This is a genomic window from Bowmanella yangjiangensis, from assembly GCF_018531185.1.
GTDB classification, from domain to species: Bacteria; Pseudomonadota; Gammaproteobacteria; order Enterobacterales; family Alteromonadaceae; genus Bowmanella; species Bowmanella yangjiangensis.
Genome location: NZ_JAHDJU010000001.1, coordinates 379,681 through 396,631, shown reverse-complemented (window position 1 = coordinate 396,631; position 16,951 = coordinate 379,681). Strand labels below are relative to the sequence as shown.

Sequence of the window (16,951 nt, the reverse complement as noted above, 5' to 3'; positions counted from 1 at the left end):
TACTAGTGGAACCATAGTACCAATTAAAACATTTTTTTAACTTAGTACTGGCGTCCTACATTTTCAGTCCTTACACTGGTTGGGCCAGACAGGTCACCAAGGCGGAAGAATAAACCACTGAATTTTTACTTCCGGCCCGAGAATCGGGGGTTAACCCGACCAAACACAGACGTAGCAACTTTGGGGTACACAATGAAACATCTGACCCAGCATCCTACATTGATAGCCAGTGCCGTTACTGCCATTCTGGCCTGCTCGCAGGCGATGGCTCAGGACAAGAGCGAAGACAAAGAAGTCATAGGCATTGAAGTACTGGAAGTTACAGCCCAGAAACGGGTGGAGAACATCCAACAGGTTCCCATCGCGATCAGCGCTTTTTCAGCGCAGAATCTGCGCAAAATCGGTGCGAGCAATATTAATGACCTGGGGAACCTGACCCCGGGTTTTGAAACCAACATTACCTCAGCAACCCAACCCAAGTTCGACATTCGCGGCATCAAAACCAATGACTTCGGCATAGGTGCCGATCCGGCTGTGGGTATTTATGTCGACGACGTGTATGCAGGGCGCAGTGGCTCAGCGCTGATGAACTTCAATGATGTTGAGCGTGTGGAAGTATTAAAAGGCCCGCAAGGTACCTTGTTTGGTCGAAATACCGCAGCGGGTGCCGTACGTATCATTAACAAGAAGCCCATTGATATTGAAGAAGGTAATTACCGGGTTACCTTGGGCAGTCATGACAAGAAACAGTTTGAAGGGGTATACAACCTGCCACTGACCGATGAACTGTACTTTCGTGGCAGCATCAATTTAAGCGACAGAGACGGTTATGTAGATGCGCTTCGTTATCCTGATCCGAGAAAAGGCAGTGCCGAGGGAGAGCCGCAAAAAGTCAAACTTGGCGCTGAAAATGTGATGTCCGGCCGGGCAGCCTTACGCTGGGTACCCAGTGAAACGTTGGAGCTAATCTGGCGCGCCGAGTTTGATGAACTGGATAACGATGCCCGCCCAGCTTATTCCGCCAACAGTAGCTACTATCGTTCCCAGGCCGATGGTGGGTTGAATCCATTCGGTGTGTATGAAACCGATATGGATACATTGGAAACCCGCAATCTGTTTGGCACGTCGCTGGAGATTAACAAAGATTTAGACATAGGCACCTTGACCTCCATTACCGCTTATCGTCGTTTTAATACCGAAAACAACACTGAGGACGACGGCAGTGCGCAGACCCGAGGCTTTTTTGGATCCAATAACCTAGAAGATCAAAAGTACTTCAGTCAGGAAATTCGCCTTACTGGCGTAACTGAGGGTGGAACCAAATGGACCTTCGGTACAACTTATGCCAATGAAGACATTCACCAGATCACTGTTGCCGAGTTTATGATGGAATCTCTCGATAGCTTTGCCATCAATGAACAATTGAAGGGGCTCGGGCTTCCCCCCACTGGCGCCCCCCAGTTAGGTGTGCCTGGCATTATGGATATGCCCGTAGGCACTGGCCTAGCAGGCTTCCTGCAAAACTTACTGCCAAATGAACTGGCTTACTTGTCACAGTTAGCCGGGGTATCCAGCGAAGAGCTGGCCTGGCGAATTGCCCGTGACAATCTGGGTAAACCCTGGAGCGAAGTGACGGAAAATTTCGGTGACTATACCTCCTACGCGGCCTTTTTCGATGTGACTTATCCGGTCACTGAGAAGCTGGATCTAACCCTTGGCCTTCGCTATACCAAAGATAAAAAAGACTTTGGCATTCTGTCCCGCTATCAGAATGAAGTGACGATTCCACTACCAGGCGTACCCGCCATGCCATTCGGTTTGGCATTCGGTACTGAATATTATCAGCGTGATGCCAATGGCGATGCGGTATTAGATAGCAACGGTAACTACCAACCATTCGAACAATCCAACACCTGGACCAAGCTAACACCGCGCATTGTTGTGGACTATCAATGGACCGACAATCTGATGACCTATATCAGTGCCGCCAGCGGCTTTAAGGCCGGAGGTTTCAACAGTTTGGGAGCCGCTCCGCCTTTTGATCAGGAAGAGGTAGATAACCTTGAAGTAGGCATGAAGTCGACTTTGTTCGACAACCGCCTGAAACTCAACTTATCTGCGTATGACTATGATTACACCAACTTGCAGATCCTGCGTCTGACCGGCTCTACCGGTAATATTCCGGTATACAACGTGCGTAATGTCGATGCCGCAGGCAAAGGCTTTGAGGTGGAGTCTGAATGGGCAGCCACCGACAATCTGGTGATTAACTTTAACTACGCCTTCCTCGACAGTGAATACACCAAGTATTCATTGTTTGTGGGGGAAACAGCCGATGATGATTTAACCGGCTCACCGCTGGCTGGCGTACCCAAGAATCGCTGGTATCTTGGCGCTGATTACTTCATTCAGGGCGACAACGGCGAGTGGATGCTGCATGTGGATATGACCTCTGTGGACGAACGCGCCACCGCCAGCGATATCAATGCCGTTCGGTTGCTGCCGGTCAACCCAGGACTGGTAACAGGCCTGACCGGCGAGAACAGGGTTGAGGGCTATGATCTGATTAATGCCCGGGTATCCTACCGTAGCGACGATGATTGGCAGTTGTCCTTGTTTGTTCGTAACCTGGCAGATGAAGAATACGTACTGTCTGGCTTTGGCGGACAAGGTGAAAATACCGGCTCTGCAAACCTCAGTCCTGGCCTGCCCAGAATGTGGGGAGTGGAATTCAGCCAGTCATTTTAACGGCTAGCACAGACCACCAAAGGCGTCTTATGGCGCCTTTGTTATTGATTCTATTTACTTTTATATAGAATAGAGATGTGCGATAACTGCCGTTATACTGAACATCATGCAATATCCAGAGTATTGAATTGAACGTGGTGGTTTTTCTCAGACTTGCTCTGCTTAGCTGTAGCTTGTGGCTATCAGCAGTAACAGTGTGTGCCGCTCAGCAACTTGATTTTCAGCGCAGCGAAGACGATTCAAGCATTCAGTTGGCCTACCGCTGGAAGGACTTTCAAAATCAAGAACAATCATTATCTTTCACTCTGGACAAACAACAAATCAATCGCCAATTTCAGAAACTCAAAACCTACCAACCCCTTGTTGCTCAGCAGCATATTATGCTCGCCATGCAGCGGGCGGCCCGAGCGGTTGACCCCAAACAGGCCAGAATATCCGTACGTATACTCGGGCAAAGTCTGCAGTATCAGGTACGTGCGCGAAACCCGGCGATTATTGACGAGTGGCAAACAAGATTACTTAGTCTTGAAGACCAAGCCTTCGATGACTATCTGGCCAGCAACTACTACGCGCGCTATCACGATTATCTTGGTCAGGAAGGAGTTAAACCAGATCATTTACGCTACGCCAACGAGAGTATCGAAACTCTGCTGCCTGCCGCAAATGCCATCTACGCAAAATTACTGGATAACAGCCAACCCCGAGCTTATGTAAATATATTGCTGAGTTGGCTTCAGAGCATTCCGTATGACAACCTGGAAAACCGACTGACATCCAATGGTTCGGGCTTTTTGCCTCCAGCAGATGTCCTCATCAGCAATCACGGGGATTGCGACAGCAAAACCACCCTGGCCGTCGCCTTATTGCGCTCAATGCTGCCCAATATGAGTATGGTTATTCTTTATCTGCCTGGACATGCCTTACTCGGGGTTCAGTTGTCTCACCGGGAAAAAGACGCCACAGTTAATATAGAAGGTATTGATTATCTGCTCGTCGAACCAACCGGTCCGGCGGCCTACTCGGTAGGTGAGGCCGCGCCAACCAGTCTGTCTGCTATTGCAGGAAATATGTTTACTTATGAGAAGGTAGGTAGCCTGGCTCAGCTGACATCCAGCGAGTAAGTGTCCCCTATTACGCGATTTCTTCCCTGCTGCTTCGCTTCATAAAGCAACCTATCGGCCTCTTCCAAAAGCAGCCCTTTGTTCATCCCAAAACCCGCCCGGCAAGTAGCTAAGCCAGCACTGATGGTCACCACCTTTGCACAGGCTGAAAACTGATGGGTAATAGCCAAGGCTTCAACCGACTCACGCAAACGCTCTGCCACCAGTTTGGCTTCTTTCAGGTCAATCTCCGGCAACAGAACCACAAACTCCTCACCACCGTAGCGGGCGACCAAATCACCGGATCGTTTAGCATTATCCATCAAGGTGCGCGCAACGCGCTGCAGGCATATATCACCGGCGCCATGACCATAGTTATCATTGAATTGTTTGAAAAAATCTATGTCGATCATGCACACACTGATATTGCTGCCAGCCCTCTGAGCCCGTCGCCATTCCACTTCAAACTGCTGCTCAAAGTAGCGCCTGTTAGGAATTTCTGTCAGGCCATCAAGGCTGACCAATTTTTCCAGCAGGTCAGTTTTTTTCTTCAACTGCATTTGATTTCTGACCCTGGCCTTGACCAGAGCCAGATTGTACGGCTTAGTAATATAGTCAGAAGCGCCAGCCTCCAAGCCCTTCACTTCGTCCTCTTCAGAGTCCATAGAGGTGGAAAAAATAATGGGAATATTGACGGTACGCGGATCCTGCTTCAATGCACGACAAGTCTGATAACCGTCCATTCCCTGCATGATGATATCCAGAAGGACGAGATCAGGCTGTTGCGTGGTAGCAATGTGAATAGCCTGCTCAGCGTTAGACGCAACCAAGACCTGATAGTCCCCTGACAAGGCTTGCCCAAGTATTTTCAGATTGATGGGCTGATCGTCCACCACCAAAACTCTTTGCTTCTGGCTGTCAACAAAAGGAGTCAAACAACTTACCTCAATTTATAAATGTTCTTCGGCAAACTCTGCCAGGCGACTACGTACCACACCATCCAGGTTAATAGTAGCGCTACCCGCGAAATTCTTAAACTTTTCAACTAGGTAGGTCAAACCAGAGGTAACGGGTGACAGATAGTTTGAGTCAATCTGCGCCAGGTTACCGCTACAGATTAACTTTGTTCCTTCGCCACAACGGGTAATAATAGTTTTCAATTGTGATGCCGTCAGGTTTTGACTCTCATCCAGGATAACAATGGAGTTCTGAATGCTGCGCCCGCGCATAAAGTTCACCGACTTAAACTGAATATTGGCTTTTTCCATGATGTAGCTCATGGAGCCTTTCACGTTCTCGTCGTTCTTATGCAGCACTTCCAATGAATCGGTGATAGCCGCCAACCATGGGGCCATTTTCTCTTCTTCGGTGCCGGGCAAAAAGCCAATAGATTCAGCAATTTCCGGGGTATTGCGCGTAACGATGATTTTATCGTACATCTTGCGTTCCACCACCATTTCCAACGCTGCTGCCAGTGCCAGCAAGGTTTTGCCACACCCAGCCGGGCCAGTCATAATAATCAGGTCAATATGGGGGTCTAACAGGGCGTGCAGCGCCATCGCCTGACCAATGTTCTTGGGATGAATGCCCCAGGCTTTACGAGACATTAGTCGCTCATAACCAAGGTCGAGAATTTCCAGGGTTGAGTCTGATACCGATTCGACTATACCGGCAAACGCCTTACTGTCGTCGATCAAAAACTCGTTGATATAGGCCTCAGGGAACACCTTACGGTCCAACACATGAACAGTCTCCCGGCCTTCGGTGCGGCTTTCCACTGTCTTGACCTTGTCCCAGAAATTGCCAGTGAACTTGTGATAGCCCTTACTCAGGTACTTGATATCGCTAACCAACTGATCGGTTCGATAATCCTCAACATGGGCAAGCCCGGCACCTTTGGCTTTAAGGCGCATATTGATGTCTTTGGTAACCAGTACTACTTGGCGCGGCGTGGCACGCTGTTGTATATGTAAGGCCGCATTGATTATACGGTTGTCGTTTTCGTTGCTGGTAAACACCTGCTGCGATTTAGGCATACCGACATCGGCAAAGATAGACAGACGGCCACTCGGCGCAGCCTCGCCAGACCCCAGACCTTTTAATGACACGCCAGCCGTGAGTTGGTCAGGCGTCGCTTCATGTAATACATCTTCCATCGCACGTATGGATATTCGGGCGTCGCGGGACACGTCTTTTTTACTGTCTTTGATATAGTCCAGCTCTTCGAGCACCGTCATGGGTACTACCACGTCATGCTCTTTGAAGGACAGGAAGGCAAAAGGTTCGTGAAGAAGAATATTGGTATCGAGGACGTAAATTTTGCTGTTGGCAGGTTTGGTTCTGACCATTCGCATCTCCGGCTGGTTGTTCCCACCCCGTCCGATTACTGGCGGGGTGTGATAATGCCCACGACCAGCAGAAGCCAGTCATGAACCGCGCATTCCCCTGTGCAGGCCGACTAACTGAAATCCGTGGCCTGACAACCTCACAATAGAACACTTTTTCTGGTGAATCACCTATTTTTAGAGAAGCGGAGCCGACACCAGTTCGTTTGCTCAATATTTGTACTAAACAAAGAATTTGTCTGTTTGTTGCCCCGGGTGATGATTAAAAGTCCCGGTGCGAATTGCCCCGGCGGGGATTCTCACATAAGATCCCGCGCCGCAATTTTTGTCATCAGGAGTCTTCATGTCGTTTGCCTTAGGTCAGCGCTGGATCAGTAATACCGAAACCGAGCTGGGTCTGGGAACCGTAGTCGATGCCCAGGGCCGCACCCTGACATTGCTGTTTCCCGCCACCGGTGAAAGCCGTACTTACACCGCTGATAACGCGCCGCTGACCCGTATTGAATTCGTCGTAGGCGACAAGGTAAAAAGCCATGAAGGCTGGCAGATGCAGGTGGAAAGCAGCAAGGAAAGCGCCGGGCAGCTGACTTATATTGGCAAACGCCTGGATAATGGTCAGATGGTGGAGCTAAAAGAAACCTTTGTTGACCACAACTACCAATTAGATAAACCCGATCAGCGTCTTTATAGCGGCAACTTTAATGACCCACGCTGGTTTGATTTGCGCCTGGCCTGCCTAAACCATCAGCACCAGCATCAAACCTCACCTCTGTTGGGTATGACAGGGGCCCGGGTGGATCTCATTCCTCATCAGTTGCATATTGCCCGCAGCGTGGCGGGCCGTTTTGCCCCGCGGGTTTTGCTGGCGGACGAAGTTGGTTTAGGTAAAACCATCGAAGCGGCGCTGATTATCCACCAGCAACTCCTGACTGGTCGCGCTTCCAGGGTGATGATTGTGGTGCCTTCCAGTTTGGTCCATCAATGGCTGGTTGAAATGCTACGCCGGGTTAACCTGGCCTTTGCGATTTTTGACGAAGAACGCTGCCAATCTTTGGCGGACGAGGGTGGCAACCCGTTTGAGTCTGAGCAACTGGTGCTGTGCAGCCTGAATTTTCTGACCCGTTTCCCGCAATACCGTCAACTGGCCGTAGAAGCCCCATGGGATTTGTTAGTGGTGGATGAAGCCCACCACCTGCAATGGTCACAAGAGCAGGCATCAGAAGAATATCAGGCCATTGAGGCGCTGGCCGAGCAAACCAAAGGGGTATTGCTGCTTACCGCCACTCCGGACCAACTGGGCCATGAAAGTCATTTTGCTCGTTTGCGCTTGTTAGACCCGGCACGCTTCCACGATTACCAGGCCTTTTTAGCCGAAGAGCAGCAATACGCGGCGCTGGCCGATGCCATTGCACCTTTGGTTGACGGACAGCAACTGGACAACGCGCAAATTCAGGCCATTGCTGACTTTGCGCCAGAGGAGCAAGCCACGCTGGCCAATATCAACAAGGCCAGCGACGAAGATAAACGCAAATTGCTGGCACACCTGATTGACCGTCATGGCACCGGTCGCCTGTTATTCAGAAACAGTCGGGCAGGCATACAAGGCTTCCCGGTACGCCAGCTTGTACCTCATGAGCTGCCTTTGCCTGAGCGTTATACGCAGCTATTTGACGATCCTGAACTTAAGATGGAATTTCGCCTCACCCCTGAGCGCCATCCACTTATTCAGGGCCGCTGGACCGAACTAGACCCGCGTGTCGATTGGTTTATCGGCCTGCTGCAAAGCTTAAAAGGCGAAAAAGTCCTGACCATCTGTGCCAGTGCCGGCACCGCCATGCAACTGGCCGAAGCTCTGCGGGTGAAAGCCGGTATTCGTGCTGGCGTGTTCCACGAAGGTCTGAGCATAGTTGAACGTGACCGTGTGGCTAACTACTTTGCTCAGTCTGAAGAGGGCGCGCAGGTATTGATCTGCAGTGAAATTGGTAGTGAAGGACGTAATTTCCAGTTTGCCAATCAATTGGTGCTGTTTGATTTGCCCCTGGTACCAGATTTATTAGAACAGCGTATCGGCCGTTTAGACCGTATTGGTCAGAAACGTGATATTCAAATTCATGTCCCTTACTTTGCCCAAAGCGCCCAGCAACTTATGCTGAACTGGTATCACCAGGGGCTTAACGCTTTCGAGCAAACCTGTCCGACGGGTACCGCGGTATTTGAGCAGGTACAGGACAAACTGCTGCGCTGCATCAACCAGCAGGATGAAGATGGGGTGGATGACTTACTCAGCACCACCTTAAGCCTGCATCAGCAGCTTAAACAGAAGCTGGAGCAAGGCCGCGATAAGCTGCTGGAGCTTAATTCCTCTGGCCGCGGCAATGTGGAAAGTCTGGTGGAAGCTATTGCGGAACTGGATGATTGCCCGCAATTGGAGCTATTCCTGACCCGTTTGTTTGATGCCATAGGTATTGCCCAGGAGGATAAGGACGAGCATTGCTACATTCTGCGCCCCGGCGAGTCAATGATTAGCCAGTTGCCCGGTCTTGATGAAGAAGGTATTACCGTCACCTATGAGCGCGGCATTGCCCTGTCCCGTGAAGACGTGCGCTTTTTAAGTGCCGACCACCCTATGGTGCAGCATGCCCTGGATATGATCCTCACCGACACTATTGGCATGAGCAGCGTGGCGCTGAGTCAGGACAAGGGCCTGCCAAACGGCAGTTACTGGGTGGAATGTTTGTTTGTGTTAAGTGCCAGTGCACCACGCGCTCTGCAGTTACATAGATACCTGCCACCAACCCCCATTCGCTTGTGTGTGGACGCCGCAGGTAAACTCAGCAGTCAGCAGTTTGTGAATCTCGAGCGCCTTAAAGGCAAGATGGGCAGACAGTTGGTTGAAGCGTTAAAACCACAGATCGATGCGGCAGTGACTCTTGCCGCTAAGCAGGCCGCTACTCAGGCCGCTGAGCTTAGCAACAACGCCAGCAAGCAAATGCATAGTCTGCTTGGCGATGAACTGGATCGTCTGCAAACCCTCAAGGCCCTCAATCCTTCGGTACGCGAAGAAGAATTGAATTACCTAAGTGAACAGATGGCGGCCTTATCACAAGCAATTGAAAAGGCAGAAGTAAGGCTGGAAGCCATTCGTCTGGTGGTGAACAGCCACTAATGGCCTTATTGGAATACCTGCCGCCACTGCATCCCTATTTGAAGATCCTTTATCAGGATAACGACCTGCTGGTGCTGAACAAGCCCAGCGGGCTGCTGTCGGTACCCGGTAAAGCTGCCGAGCACAAAGACAGTTTACAACTGCGCGTGCAGCGGGTATTTCCAAGCGCCACTGTGGTACACAGACTGGATATGGCTACCTCTGGCATTATGCTGATGGCCCTCAATAGCGACAGCCACAAGCAGATTTCCTTGCAGTTTGAACGACGTCAGACCGCTAAAGTGTATTTGGCCAGAGTCTGGGGGGTACCGCGTCAAAATTCAGGTGAGATCAATCTGCCACTGATTTGTGACTGGCCGAATCGTCCCAGGCAGATGGTGGATTTCATGCGCGGTAAAAAGGCCCTGACCCGCTGGCAGATACTCGATAGCCAGGAACATCAATCTTTACTGCGCCTTGAGCCCGTTACAGGTCGCTCGCACCAGCTTAGGGTGCATATGCTCAGCCTTGGTCACCCCATTTTGGGCGACAAGCTGTACGCCAAGGGCCAGGCACTGCGCATGGCGGACCGTCTGCAATTGCATGCCAGCGAACTGCAACTAAGCCACCCTCGCAGTCATGTGCCGCTGCACTTTACCAGTCCTTGTCCGTTTTAGTTGATAACTTCAAGATCCGCCGTGGCTGTCCGATACACTGATAGAAGAAGATCTGGAAGGCCTATGAAGTTACCCTACCTGCTGATACTCACCCTGTTTTCAATCAGTGCCGGCGCACAGCAGTTGGACAGGCAGGCTATGCATTCAGAAGACGTGCAACATGCAATGTCTGCCCATCAATATCAAACTCTGCTGGCGGGTGAAACAGAGTTCACCGTCGTGGTAAATGACAGCACCACAGTCAACACGCGCGGTATGGCAGTGCTAGTTAATGACTTGGGTCTTGGGCATATGGGGGACCAATCGCTCGAGCCTTTAGTGCAATATTTAAATGAGGCGGGCTGGGCAACGGTGCTGATGAGTGCACCGCAGACAGAATTTTATCCTGCCAAAGACACAACTGACACGCCAGACGCGGATGCCCGGCAGCCAGCGGGTGCTGCTGCAGAGCCACTAAAACCCGGCGCCTTTCAATCCTTGATTAACCGCGAGCAGTTTGACCAACAGGAAAGGAAGTTACAGCAACAGTTGATGGCTGTTGCACCGCTTAGTCAGCAGTACCCTGGCTTTGTGTTAGTGATAAGCCAGGGAACCAGCGCGGCCTGGCTCACCAAGCTGTATGCCGAAGGGACACTAAACGCACCAGATGCCCTGATTACCATCGCGCCATTCTGGCCAGACAGCGAGTGGAATTATCAACTTAGTCAGTATGTCAGCGACCTGCCAAGCCCTCTGCTCGATATCTACAACGCCTGGAACAATGACTGGACGCTACACAGCCGCAAACAACGCCAGGTCGCCGCCAAAAAAGCCTTAAAACTGCATTATCGCCAGCGGGAAATTGTTGGCCAGTCAATGGCCCTTAACCAAAGCGCATATGTGGCAAAAGAAATCTTAGGCTGGTTAACCCAAATGGGTTGGTAAATAGCACTATTGAGTTACATCCTGATACAGCGAATCCGTAATTCCCAACTATACTCGGATAAAGCGACGAGGGGTGATGCCAGTGACAGTGCAGGGTTTTATCAATCGTAAGGCAAAGCAGTTGGCCTACTTTGTAAGAGCCTTTTGGGACAAACGAATTCCATATCAGGAAGTGGATCTGTATTTTTGGGATACCATGGAAGAATGGCACCAGATGCAGAACCGCAATGACCAACCTTTCAGTGCTAAAGAGCGCGTATTCTGGCACTTATTGCATCAGGTACATTTCTGGTCAGAACAGAAACTACTGGAAGATCCCTTTCTGCGTAGCGAATTACAAACCTGCCTCGACTATTTAGAAGGTGACGGTCAATATCCTCTGGATTGTGTTGGCGTCAGGCCTTAGGCTGCTGGCGAATCGTCTGATTTAAGGATGTTTGCGAGTAATAACGCACTCGCTTGACCCTCGCCACAAGTCATGGCCCAATAGGCCGACAATAAAAGCAACAAGTGCCTCTCTTTGCAGTCATTGATTTCACAGCTTCGCCAATTTGGCAATCGCACGATGCTAAGCATCTTCCTGTTCGGTATCGCCAGCGGCTTTCCCTGGGTCATGATAGGCTCAGTACTGTCAGCCTGGTTAAAGGATGCCGGATTGACCCGTTCAGCCATTGGTTACTTCACCGCCGTGTTTGCCGTGTACTCGGTAAATTTCCTCTGGTCTCCTATGCTCGACAGATTGAAGATTCCCTTTTTGTGTCAGCGTTTAGGCCAGCGCCGTGGCTGGATCCTGAGTATGCAGCTAGTGATTGCTTGCTGCTGTTTGTTGCTCTCTCAGGTGGATCCCAATAGCAATTTGACCCTGGCTGGCCTGGCCGCTCTGTTTATCGCCTTATGCTCCGCCACTCAGGATATCGCCATTGATGCTTTTCGTATCGACAGCATAGATACCAAGCATAATGAACAACAATCCAGTGCTGCAGCCATGTCTACCTCCGGATGGTGGACGGGCTATGCGCTGTTAGGGGCAATTCCGTTTTTTGTCGCAGATATGCCGGGCTGGAACTGGCCGGATGTTTATCTGCTATTGGGTGCAATTATGTTGCTGCTTACCCTTGGAGTGTGGCTGGCAAAAGAACCTCAGTCTATGCGGGATAAGGCCTACCAGGAAGCGCAGTCCCATTATCTGGCGGCAGTGGTCGCCAAGGGACATCAGGCAATGCTGGTGATGCTCGCCATCGCAACAGCAGTTGTGCTCTGTTTTGTCGGCGTATTTGGTAGTACCTGGTTTGAGTACCAAACCCTGGCATTCAGTGTATTGGTCCTGGCATTGCTGGTTTATGCCATACGCACCACCAGCCATATGCTTAGCCAGCATAATGCCTGCACGACCACGCAGGGAGGGCCAGCGCAGCAGGCTATGGCTTGGGTGCTGGTATCCATGGGAGAGCCCCTGCGTGACTTTTTCAACCGCAACGGTGTACGCCTTGCGCTGTCACTACTGTTGTTTGTGGTGCTGTTTAAAATGGGCGAAGCCATACTCGGCAGAATGAGTATTGTCTTTTACAAAGAAATCGGATTCAGCAATTCAGATATCGCCGCGTACTCAAAGTTACTTACCTGGGCGGTGACCATAGTGGCCTCCATTACCGGCAGTTTAATCAACTTACGCATTGGCATTATCAAAGGTCTGTTTGTCGGTGGTATTGCCATGGCGGCCAGCAACCTGTTGTTTGCGCTAATGGCCAGTGTCGGACCGGACAAAACTTTGCTGTTTATCACCATAGTGGTGGACGGTTTTACCGCAGCCTGGGGCACAGTCGCCTTTATGGCCTTTATTTCGGTATTGTGTAACCGCGCCTTTACCGCTAGTCAGTACGCCCTGCTCGCCAGTATCGGCACCTTTGGTCGCACCACATTGGGGGCATACAGTGGTGTCATAGTCGACTCGCTAGGTGGTAACTGGCAGCTTTTTTTCGTGCTGACCGCATTAATGGTTATTCCCAGCCTGGTGTTGCTGTATATGATCCGCGATAAAATCCAAGCCATCGCCGGGCAACGCACCTGATTTAACTGTTCTTCGGGCAGCGCAGCCTGCCCTGTTAATCAAATAAGGAGCTCTCCTTGTTAAGACATTTAAGCTTGGGTATGAATCTGTTGGCATTAGGGTTATTCGTACCCGGCATCTGGCTGCCGATGTTTGCTCTGAAAAGCGAAATGGGTGCCTGGTTTGGACAAGGTCGACTGACGGCCGATTTAGTTGATAAAGAACTGTCTATTCTGCAAACCGTGGAAGAACTCTGGCGCGACGACAGGCTGCTGGTTGCTGCACTGATTTTCTTCTTCTCCGTCGCTATTCCGGTGGTAAAAACCTTGCTGGTCAGCTTAGCCTGGTATTGGCACAAACTCGGTAAAGGTCGGAAACTGGCAGACTGGATCGCGGCTATCGGCAAGTGGTCTATGGCAGATGTGTTTGTGGTGGCAATTTTCCTGGCCGTATTGTCTACCGATCATGCTGAAACCACCACGACGCAGGCCATAAACTTGTTTGGTTTGCGTATCGATTTTGAAATCAGCAGTGCCACCCTATCCACCCTAGGGCCGGGATTTTATTATTTTGTTGGCTACTGCATTCTCTCCCTGGCGGCCAGCCAATTACTGCACTTCAGCCTTCGTCGTCAGCCAGCTGCTGACCAGATGTAACAGCGGGCCGGCAGACCCAGCACGTTAAAGTTAAGTGCGCTGGCTGGCTGGGCTGATGCGGCCGTACAGCACACATGCAGTGGCAGCAGGTGTTCCTCCCTCGGGTGACAAAACCTGGCATAAGGCGCTTCCTGCCATTCGCCAAGCTGTTTCACCCGCTCAGTGTCATCCAGCTCAGCATTTGTGATCACCTTATCCAGCCAGCCATGAAATGCCTGACATTTCTCCACCACCTCAGAGGTTTTCAGCCCCATCATGGCAGACAAATTATGAAAAGAGTAACCAGAACCTATCAACATGATGCCTTGGTCCCGAAGCGCCGCTAATGCTTCACCTAACTTTAAATGAGCATGCGCATCCAGGCCCTTTTTCAGTGAAAGTTGCACCACGGGAATATCCGCTTCGGGAAACAGCAGCATCATGGGCACAAACATGCCGTGGTCAAAACCACGATGAAAATCCAGGTGTGCCGTAAGTTGCTGTGCCTGCAATAAGGCTCTCACCTCCATAGCCAGTTCCGGGGCGCCCGGCGCAGGATATTGATAATGGTAGGTTTCTGGCGGAAAGCCGTAGTAGTCGTAAATCATCCCAGGTGAGGCTGAACCGGTCAGGGTAAATTCCGACTCTTCCCAATGGGCACTGATCAGCAAGACAGCCTTGGGCACTGTTAGGCCGCTTCTTAACTCAGCAAAAGCCTCTAGCATCTCCTGATGGCTGGCGTCCCCCATTAAGGGTAATGGACCGCCACCATGTGAAACAAAGAGTATGGGTTGCCTGGTAGACATAAGATTCTCCTCTTGGTCCTTTCATTGTGCGCTATTTTACGTATTTTCCAATCTTGGACTATTAGAACGCTTAGCATATAATAACGTTAGCTTATTAAATAGGTGATCACTATGTCTGAGCAACACGACAATTTGGCATTTCTTATCGCAGACACCAATAGGTTAATTCGACAGTTCTTCCAACAACGGTTGCGCTGCGGTCCACTCACTCTGGCTCAGGCTAGGGCGTTGTTCTATGTCTCGCGCTTTGAAGGGGTAAAGCAGGTGCAACTGGCCGACGCCCTTGAGATTCAACCTATGACCATGGCCAGGTTACTTGATCAACTTTCTGATCAGCAGTTAATCGAGAGAGTGCAGGATCCTAACGATAGACGGGCGTATCAGATTTTTCTGACGGCGGCAGCGGCTCCCCATCTGGAAGAAATTGAGCGGGTATCTGCCTTAATGCGGGAACAAATGCTAAATACCTTGGGTGCCGAGCAGGTCAACCACTTTATGACCACCCTGATGCGCTTACGAGACGGGTTGTTGGATGACTAAGGGTAGATGCCCTAGCGTCCTTGAATCTGACTGTTGTTACGGCCACTGTCTTTGGCGGTATACAGAGCCTTGTCCGCTTGTTCAATCCAGGCCATATAGCCTTTAAAAGACGGATTAAACTGGCAAATGCCCAAACTTATGGTGAAAGGGATGCTGTGTTCTTCGTAAACAACCGCTTGTTTTTGCACAAATTCCCGAATTCGCTCTGCCACTTGTAGCGCTGCCTCAGCGCAAGTGTCGGGCAATACTAAGGCAAACTCTTCACCGCCATAACGACCGGCCATATCGGTTTCCCGCACAATTTGCCGAATCGCCTTAGCCAGGGTCCGGATGACCTGATCACCGGCCGGGTGCCCGTAGGTATCATTGATATTCTTGAAGTAATCAATATCCAGCAGCACCACCGAGGATGTGCCTTGATTACGCATGCAGCGCTTAAATTCCTGCTCGCAGCTTTCTTCCCAATATCTGCGATTGTAAAGTCCGGTCAGGCCGTCCACCCGACTCATCTGGCGAAGCTGCTGATTAGCCGATGCCAAGCGCTGCTTACTTATTACTTCGTCGGTAACGTCGTATACCACGACACATAGATGTTCGGCTTCATCACTGCGGGACGCCAGAGGAAACAGGGTAATATTTTGGTACATCACATCGCTGGCGCTGGTCACCGGCCGGTAACTGGTGAAACGGAATAAGTAAGGGCGCTGCTCCCAGATGACAAAAGCCGGGCTCTTAAGGGTAAATACCGGCTCGGTTTTTTGTCTGAACCAGTCCTGGTCAATTTCATCGAAGTAATCAAATAAGCACTGATGACGAATACTGTCTGGCTGAATACCGCTATGGTTGTGCATAAACTCATTCCAGACCTTAACTCTGAACTGGCGATCTATTACCACAATGCCCACCTCGATGGAGTCGAGCAAGTCCAGTTTCCAATGTAGATCGTCCATTTCCTGATGGCTGGAAAGATCCATCATGCCTCCCCATTTAGCAGCATCAACTTATCGAACATGCTGTCCATGGCATCCTGGGGGAATAACAACAGCAAATCAAAATTGACATTATGACTATGGATGGAATAACCAATCTCGATGGCTACCACCTGATTCCAGCGGGATACATTACTCTTGAGTAATTGTTCCAGATCGCAATGGCGCCCAAGAATAATAGGATGGTTTAAACTGAATCTGATGCCGAGCTGACTGGACAAGCCATTCAGGCAGGCGCCGATAAGGATATTCGACAGATCCATCAAGGCTTCGATTTCCAGTTGTTCAGAGAGCGTGCGACTCTTGTACTTAAGCAACTCAACCAGGCTGGCAAAATCCGTATCATTGAAAATAACCAGGGCTTCGCCTTTAATTCCAGCGCTGACAAAGCCTTGGGATACCGCGGACACATAGCTGTTATGCTGAATTTCAGCAATAGCCATGCTCAGTTCGCTGCTGGCAATTTGGTTAACATTAGGAATCGGCAGATGAATAAATTCGCCCAGCACCTGCGCCAACTTGTCACCGGCCTGTCCCATAGCAACGTTGATGAGTTCCCGGTAGGCGTCCAGTCGAAATGGCAGGTCATCTTCTTCGTGCTCAGTGAGATCGCGGCCTTGTTCATCGCCACTGTACAGGCCGTATTGTTGCAAAAGCCCGGCTAGTTTGTGGCTGTCCACCGGTTTGGCAATAAAATCCAGCGCCCCCAGCTTCATCATTCGCTGCCTGGCCTGCGTCTGCACATCCCCTGAAACCACTACCACCAGCGTCTGCAAATCTTCCGCTCGGATGGCTTGCATGGCCTGGTAACCGTCCAGCACCGGCATATTCAGATCTAAGAAAGTAACATCAAAGTGACTGCTGCGGATCATATCCAGCGCTTGCTGACCATTCTCGGCAAACTGGATTTCCACGTCCCATTGTTTGGGAATAGCCCGGCCTAGTTGGCGCCGGGCAAACTTAGAGTCATCACAAATGAGGACCCGCGCTGCCAT

14 protein-coding genes are annotated in these 16,951 nt (G+C 50.6%); 9 read left to right on the top strand and 5 right to left on the bottom strand.

The features are described from left to right. Positions 1–192 precede the first annotated feature (192 nt). Positions 193–2,748: a TonB-dependent receptor gene (locus KJY73_RS01880; protein ID WP_214339777.1), complete on the top strand. Its 2,556-nt coding sequence runs from the start codon at positions 193–195 to the stop codon at positions 2,746–2,748. 128 nt (positions 2,749–2,876) lie between these two features. Then, a complete protein-coding gene (locus tag KJY73_RS01875; protein ID WP_214339775.1) occupies positions 2,877–3,869 on the top strand; it encodes a transglutaminase-like domain-containing protein in 993 nt (330 codons plus the stop codon). On the opposite strand, the gene KJY73_RS01870 is transcribed toward KJY73_RS01875, so the two are convergent. Both KJY73_RS01870 and KJY73_RS01865 read right to left on the bottom strand, forming a co-directional pair. Then, positions 3,848–4,783: a diguanylate cyclase domain-containing protein gene (locus KJY73_RS01870; RefSeq protein WP_214339767.1), complete on the bottom strand. Its 936-nt coding sequence runs from the start codon at positions 4,781–4,783 to the stop codon at positions 3,848–3,850. The two genes, KJY73_RS01875 and KJY73_RS01870, sit on opposite strands and share 22 nt — an antisense overlap. A 15-nt stretch (positions 4,784–4,798) precedes the next feature. Continuing rightward, complete coding sequence (locus KJY73_RS01865) at positions 4,799–6,196, bottom strand: PhoH family protein (protein WP_214339753.1); 1,398 nt, start codon at positions 6,194–6,196, stop codon at positions 4,799–4,801. Between the two features lie 340 nt (positions 6,197–6,536). On the opposite strand from KJY73_RS01865, the gene rapA reads away from it, so the two are divergent. The 6 genes from rapA (at position 6,537) to KJY73_RS01835 (ending at position 13,642) form a co-directional block, all read left to right on the top strand. Then, complete coding sequence (rapA, locus tag KJY73_RS01860) at positions 6,537–9,359, top strand: RNA polymerase-associated protein RapA (RefSeq protein WP_214339746.1); 2,823 nt, start codon at positions 6,537–6,539, stop codon at positions 9,357–9,359. After that, on the top strand, positions 9,359–10,015 hold the full coding sequence (locus tag KJY73_RS01855) for a pseudouridine synthase (RefSeq protein WP_214339744.1): 657 nt from the start codon (positions 9,359–9,361) through the stop codon (positions 10,013–10,015). Before rapA ends, KJY73_RS01855 begins: the two co-directional genes overlap by 1 nt. A gap of 63 nt (positions 10,016–10,078) precedes the next feature. After that, positions 10,079–10,939 carry a DUF3530 family protein gene (locus tag KJY73_RS01850; RefSeq protein ID WP_214339742.1) on the top strand — a complete coding sequence of 287 codons (861 nt, stop codon included), beginning with the start codon at positions 10,079–10,081 and terminating at the stop codon, positions 10,937–10,939. An 82-nt stretch (positions 10,940–11,021) separates the two neighbouring features. Continuing rightward, positions 11,022–11,345 (top strand): hypothetical protein, encoded by a 324-nt coding sequence (locus KJY73_RS01845; RefSeq protein ID WP_214343182.1) that lies wholly within the window; start codon positions 11,022–11,024, stop codon positions 11,343–11,345. Between the two features lie 159 nt (positions 11,346–11,504). After that, on the top strand, positions 11,505–13,007 hold the full coding sequence (locus KJY73_RS01840; RefSeq protein WP_214343181.1) for an AmpG family muropeptide MFS transporter: 1,503 nt from the start codon (positions 11,505–11,507) through the stop codon (positions 13,005–13,007). A 56-nt stretch (positions 13,008–13,063) separates the two neighbouring features. After that, positions 13,064–13,642 (top strand): paraquat-inducible protein A, encoded by a 579-nt coding sequence (locus KJY73_RS01835; RefSeq protein WP_214339740.1) that lies wholly within the window; start codon positions 13,064–13,066, stop codon positions 13,640–13,642. Here the strand turns inward: KJY73_RS01835 and KJY73_RS01830 are convergent. Continuing rightward, a complete protein-coding gene (locus KJY73_RS01830) occupies positions 13,618–14,427 on the bottom strand; it encodes a DODA-type extradiol aromatic ring-opening family dioxygenase (protein ID WP_214339732.1) in 810 nt (269 codons plus the stop codon). The two genes, KJY73_RS01835 and KJY73_RS01830, sit on opposite strands and share 25 nt — an antisense overlap. 111 nt (positions 14,428–14,538) lie before the next feature. On the opposite strand from KJY73_RS01830, the gene KJY73_RS01825 reads away from it, so the two are divergent. Next, positions 14,539–14,967, top strand: coding sequence for a MarR family winged helix-turn-helix transcriptional regulator (locus KJY73_RS01825; RefSeq protein ID WP_214339730.1), 429 nt, complete (start codon positions 14,539–14,541; stop codon positions 14,965–14,967). Positions 14,968–14,978: 11 nt separating this feature from the next. Here the strand turns inward: KJY73_RS01825 and KJY73_RS01820 are convergent, their stop codons facing one another. Together KJY73_RS01820 and KJY73_RS01815 are read right to left on the bottom strand one after the other, a co-directional pair. Next, positions 14,979–15,944 carry a sensor domain-containing diguanylate cyclase gene (locus tag KJY73_RS01820; RefSeq protein WP_232848367.1) on the bottom strand — a complete coding sequence of 322 codons (966 nt, stop codon included), beginning with the start codon at positions 15,942–15,944 and terminating at the stop codon, positions 14,979–14,981. Next, entirely contained in the window at positions 15,941–16,951 is a 1,011-nt protein-coding gene (locus tag KJY73_RS01815) for a response regulator (RefSeq protein ID WP_214339728.1), read from the bottom strand. The genes KJY73_RS01820 and KJY73_RS01815 overlap by 4 nt, the downstream gene beginning before the upstream one ends.

Coding starts and splice junctions, on each gene's coding strand:
- KJY73_RS01820 (WP_232848367.1), bottom strand. CDS start 15,944: ATGATGGATCTTTCCAGCCATCAGGAAATGGACGATCTACATTGGAAA.
- KJY73_RS01865 (WP_214339753.1), bottom strand. CDS start 6,196: ATGGTCAGAACCAAACCTGCCAACAGCAAAATTTACGTCCTCGATACC.
- rapA (WP_214339746.1), top strand. CDS start 6,537: ATGTCGTTTGCCTTAGGTCAGCGCTGGATCAGTAATACCGAAACCGAG.
- KJY73_RS01840 (WP_214343181.1), top strand. CDS start 11,505: ATGCTAAGCATCTTCCTGTTCGGTATCGCCAGCGGCTTTCCCTGGGTC.
- KJY73_RS01825 (WP_214339730.1), top strand. CDS start 14,539: ATGTCTGAGCAACACGACAATTTGGCATTTCTTATCGCAGACACCAAT.
- KJY73_RS01850 (WP_214339742.1), top strand. CDS start 10,079: ATGAAGTTACCCTACCTGCTGATACTCACCCTGTTTTCAATCAGTGCC.
- KJY73_RS01855 (WP_214339744.1), top strand. CDS start 9,359: ATGGCCTTATTGGAATACCTGCCGCCACTGCATCCCTATTTGAAGATC.
- KJY73_RS01815 (WP_214339728.1), bottom strand. CDS start 16,951: ATGGCAGCGCGGGTCCTCATTTGTGATGACTCTAAGTTTGCCCGGCGC.
- KJY73_RS01880 (WP_214339777.1), top strand. CDS start 193: ATGAAACATCTGACCCAGCATCCTACATTGATAGCCAGTGCCGTTACT.
- KJY73_RS01830 (WP_214339732.1), bottom strand. CDS start 14,427: ATGTCTACCAGGCAACCCATACTCTTTGTTTCACATGGTGGCGGTCCA.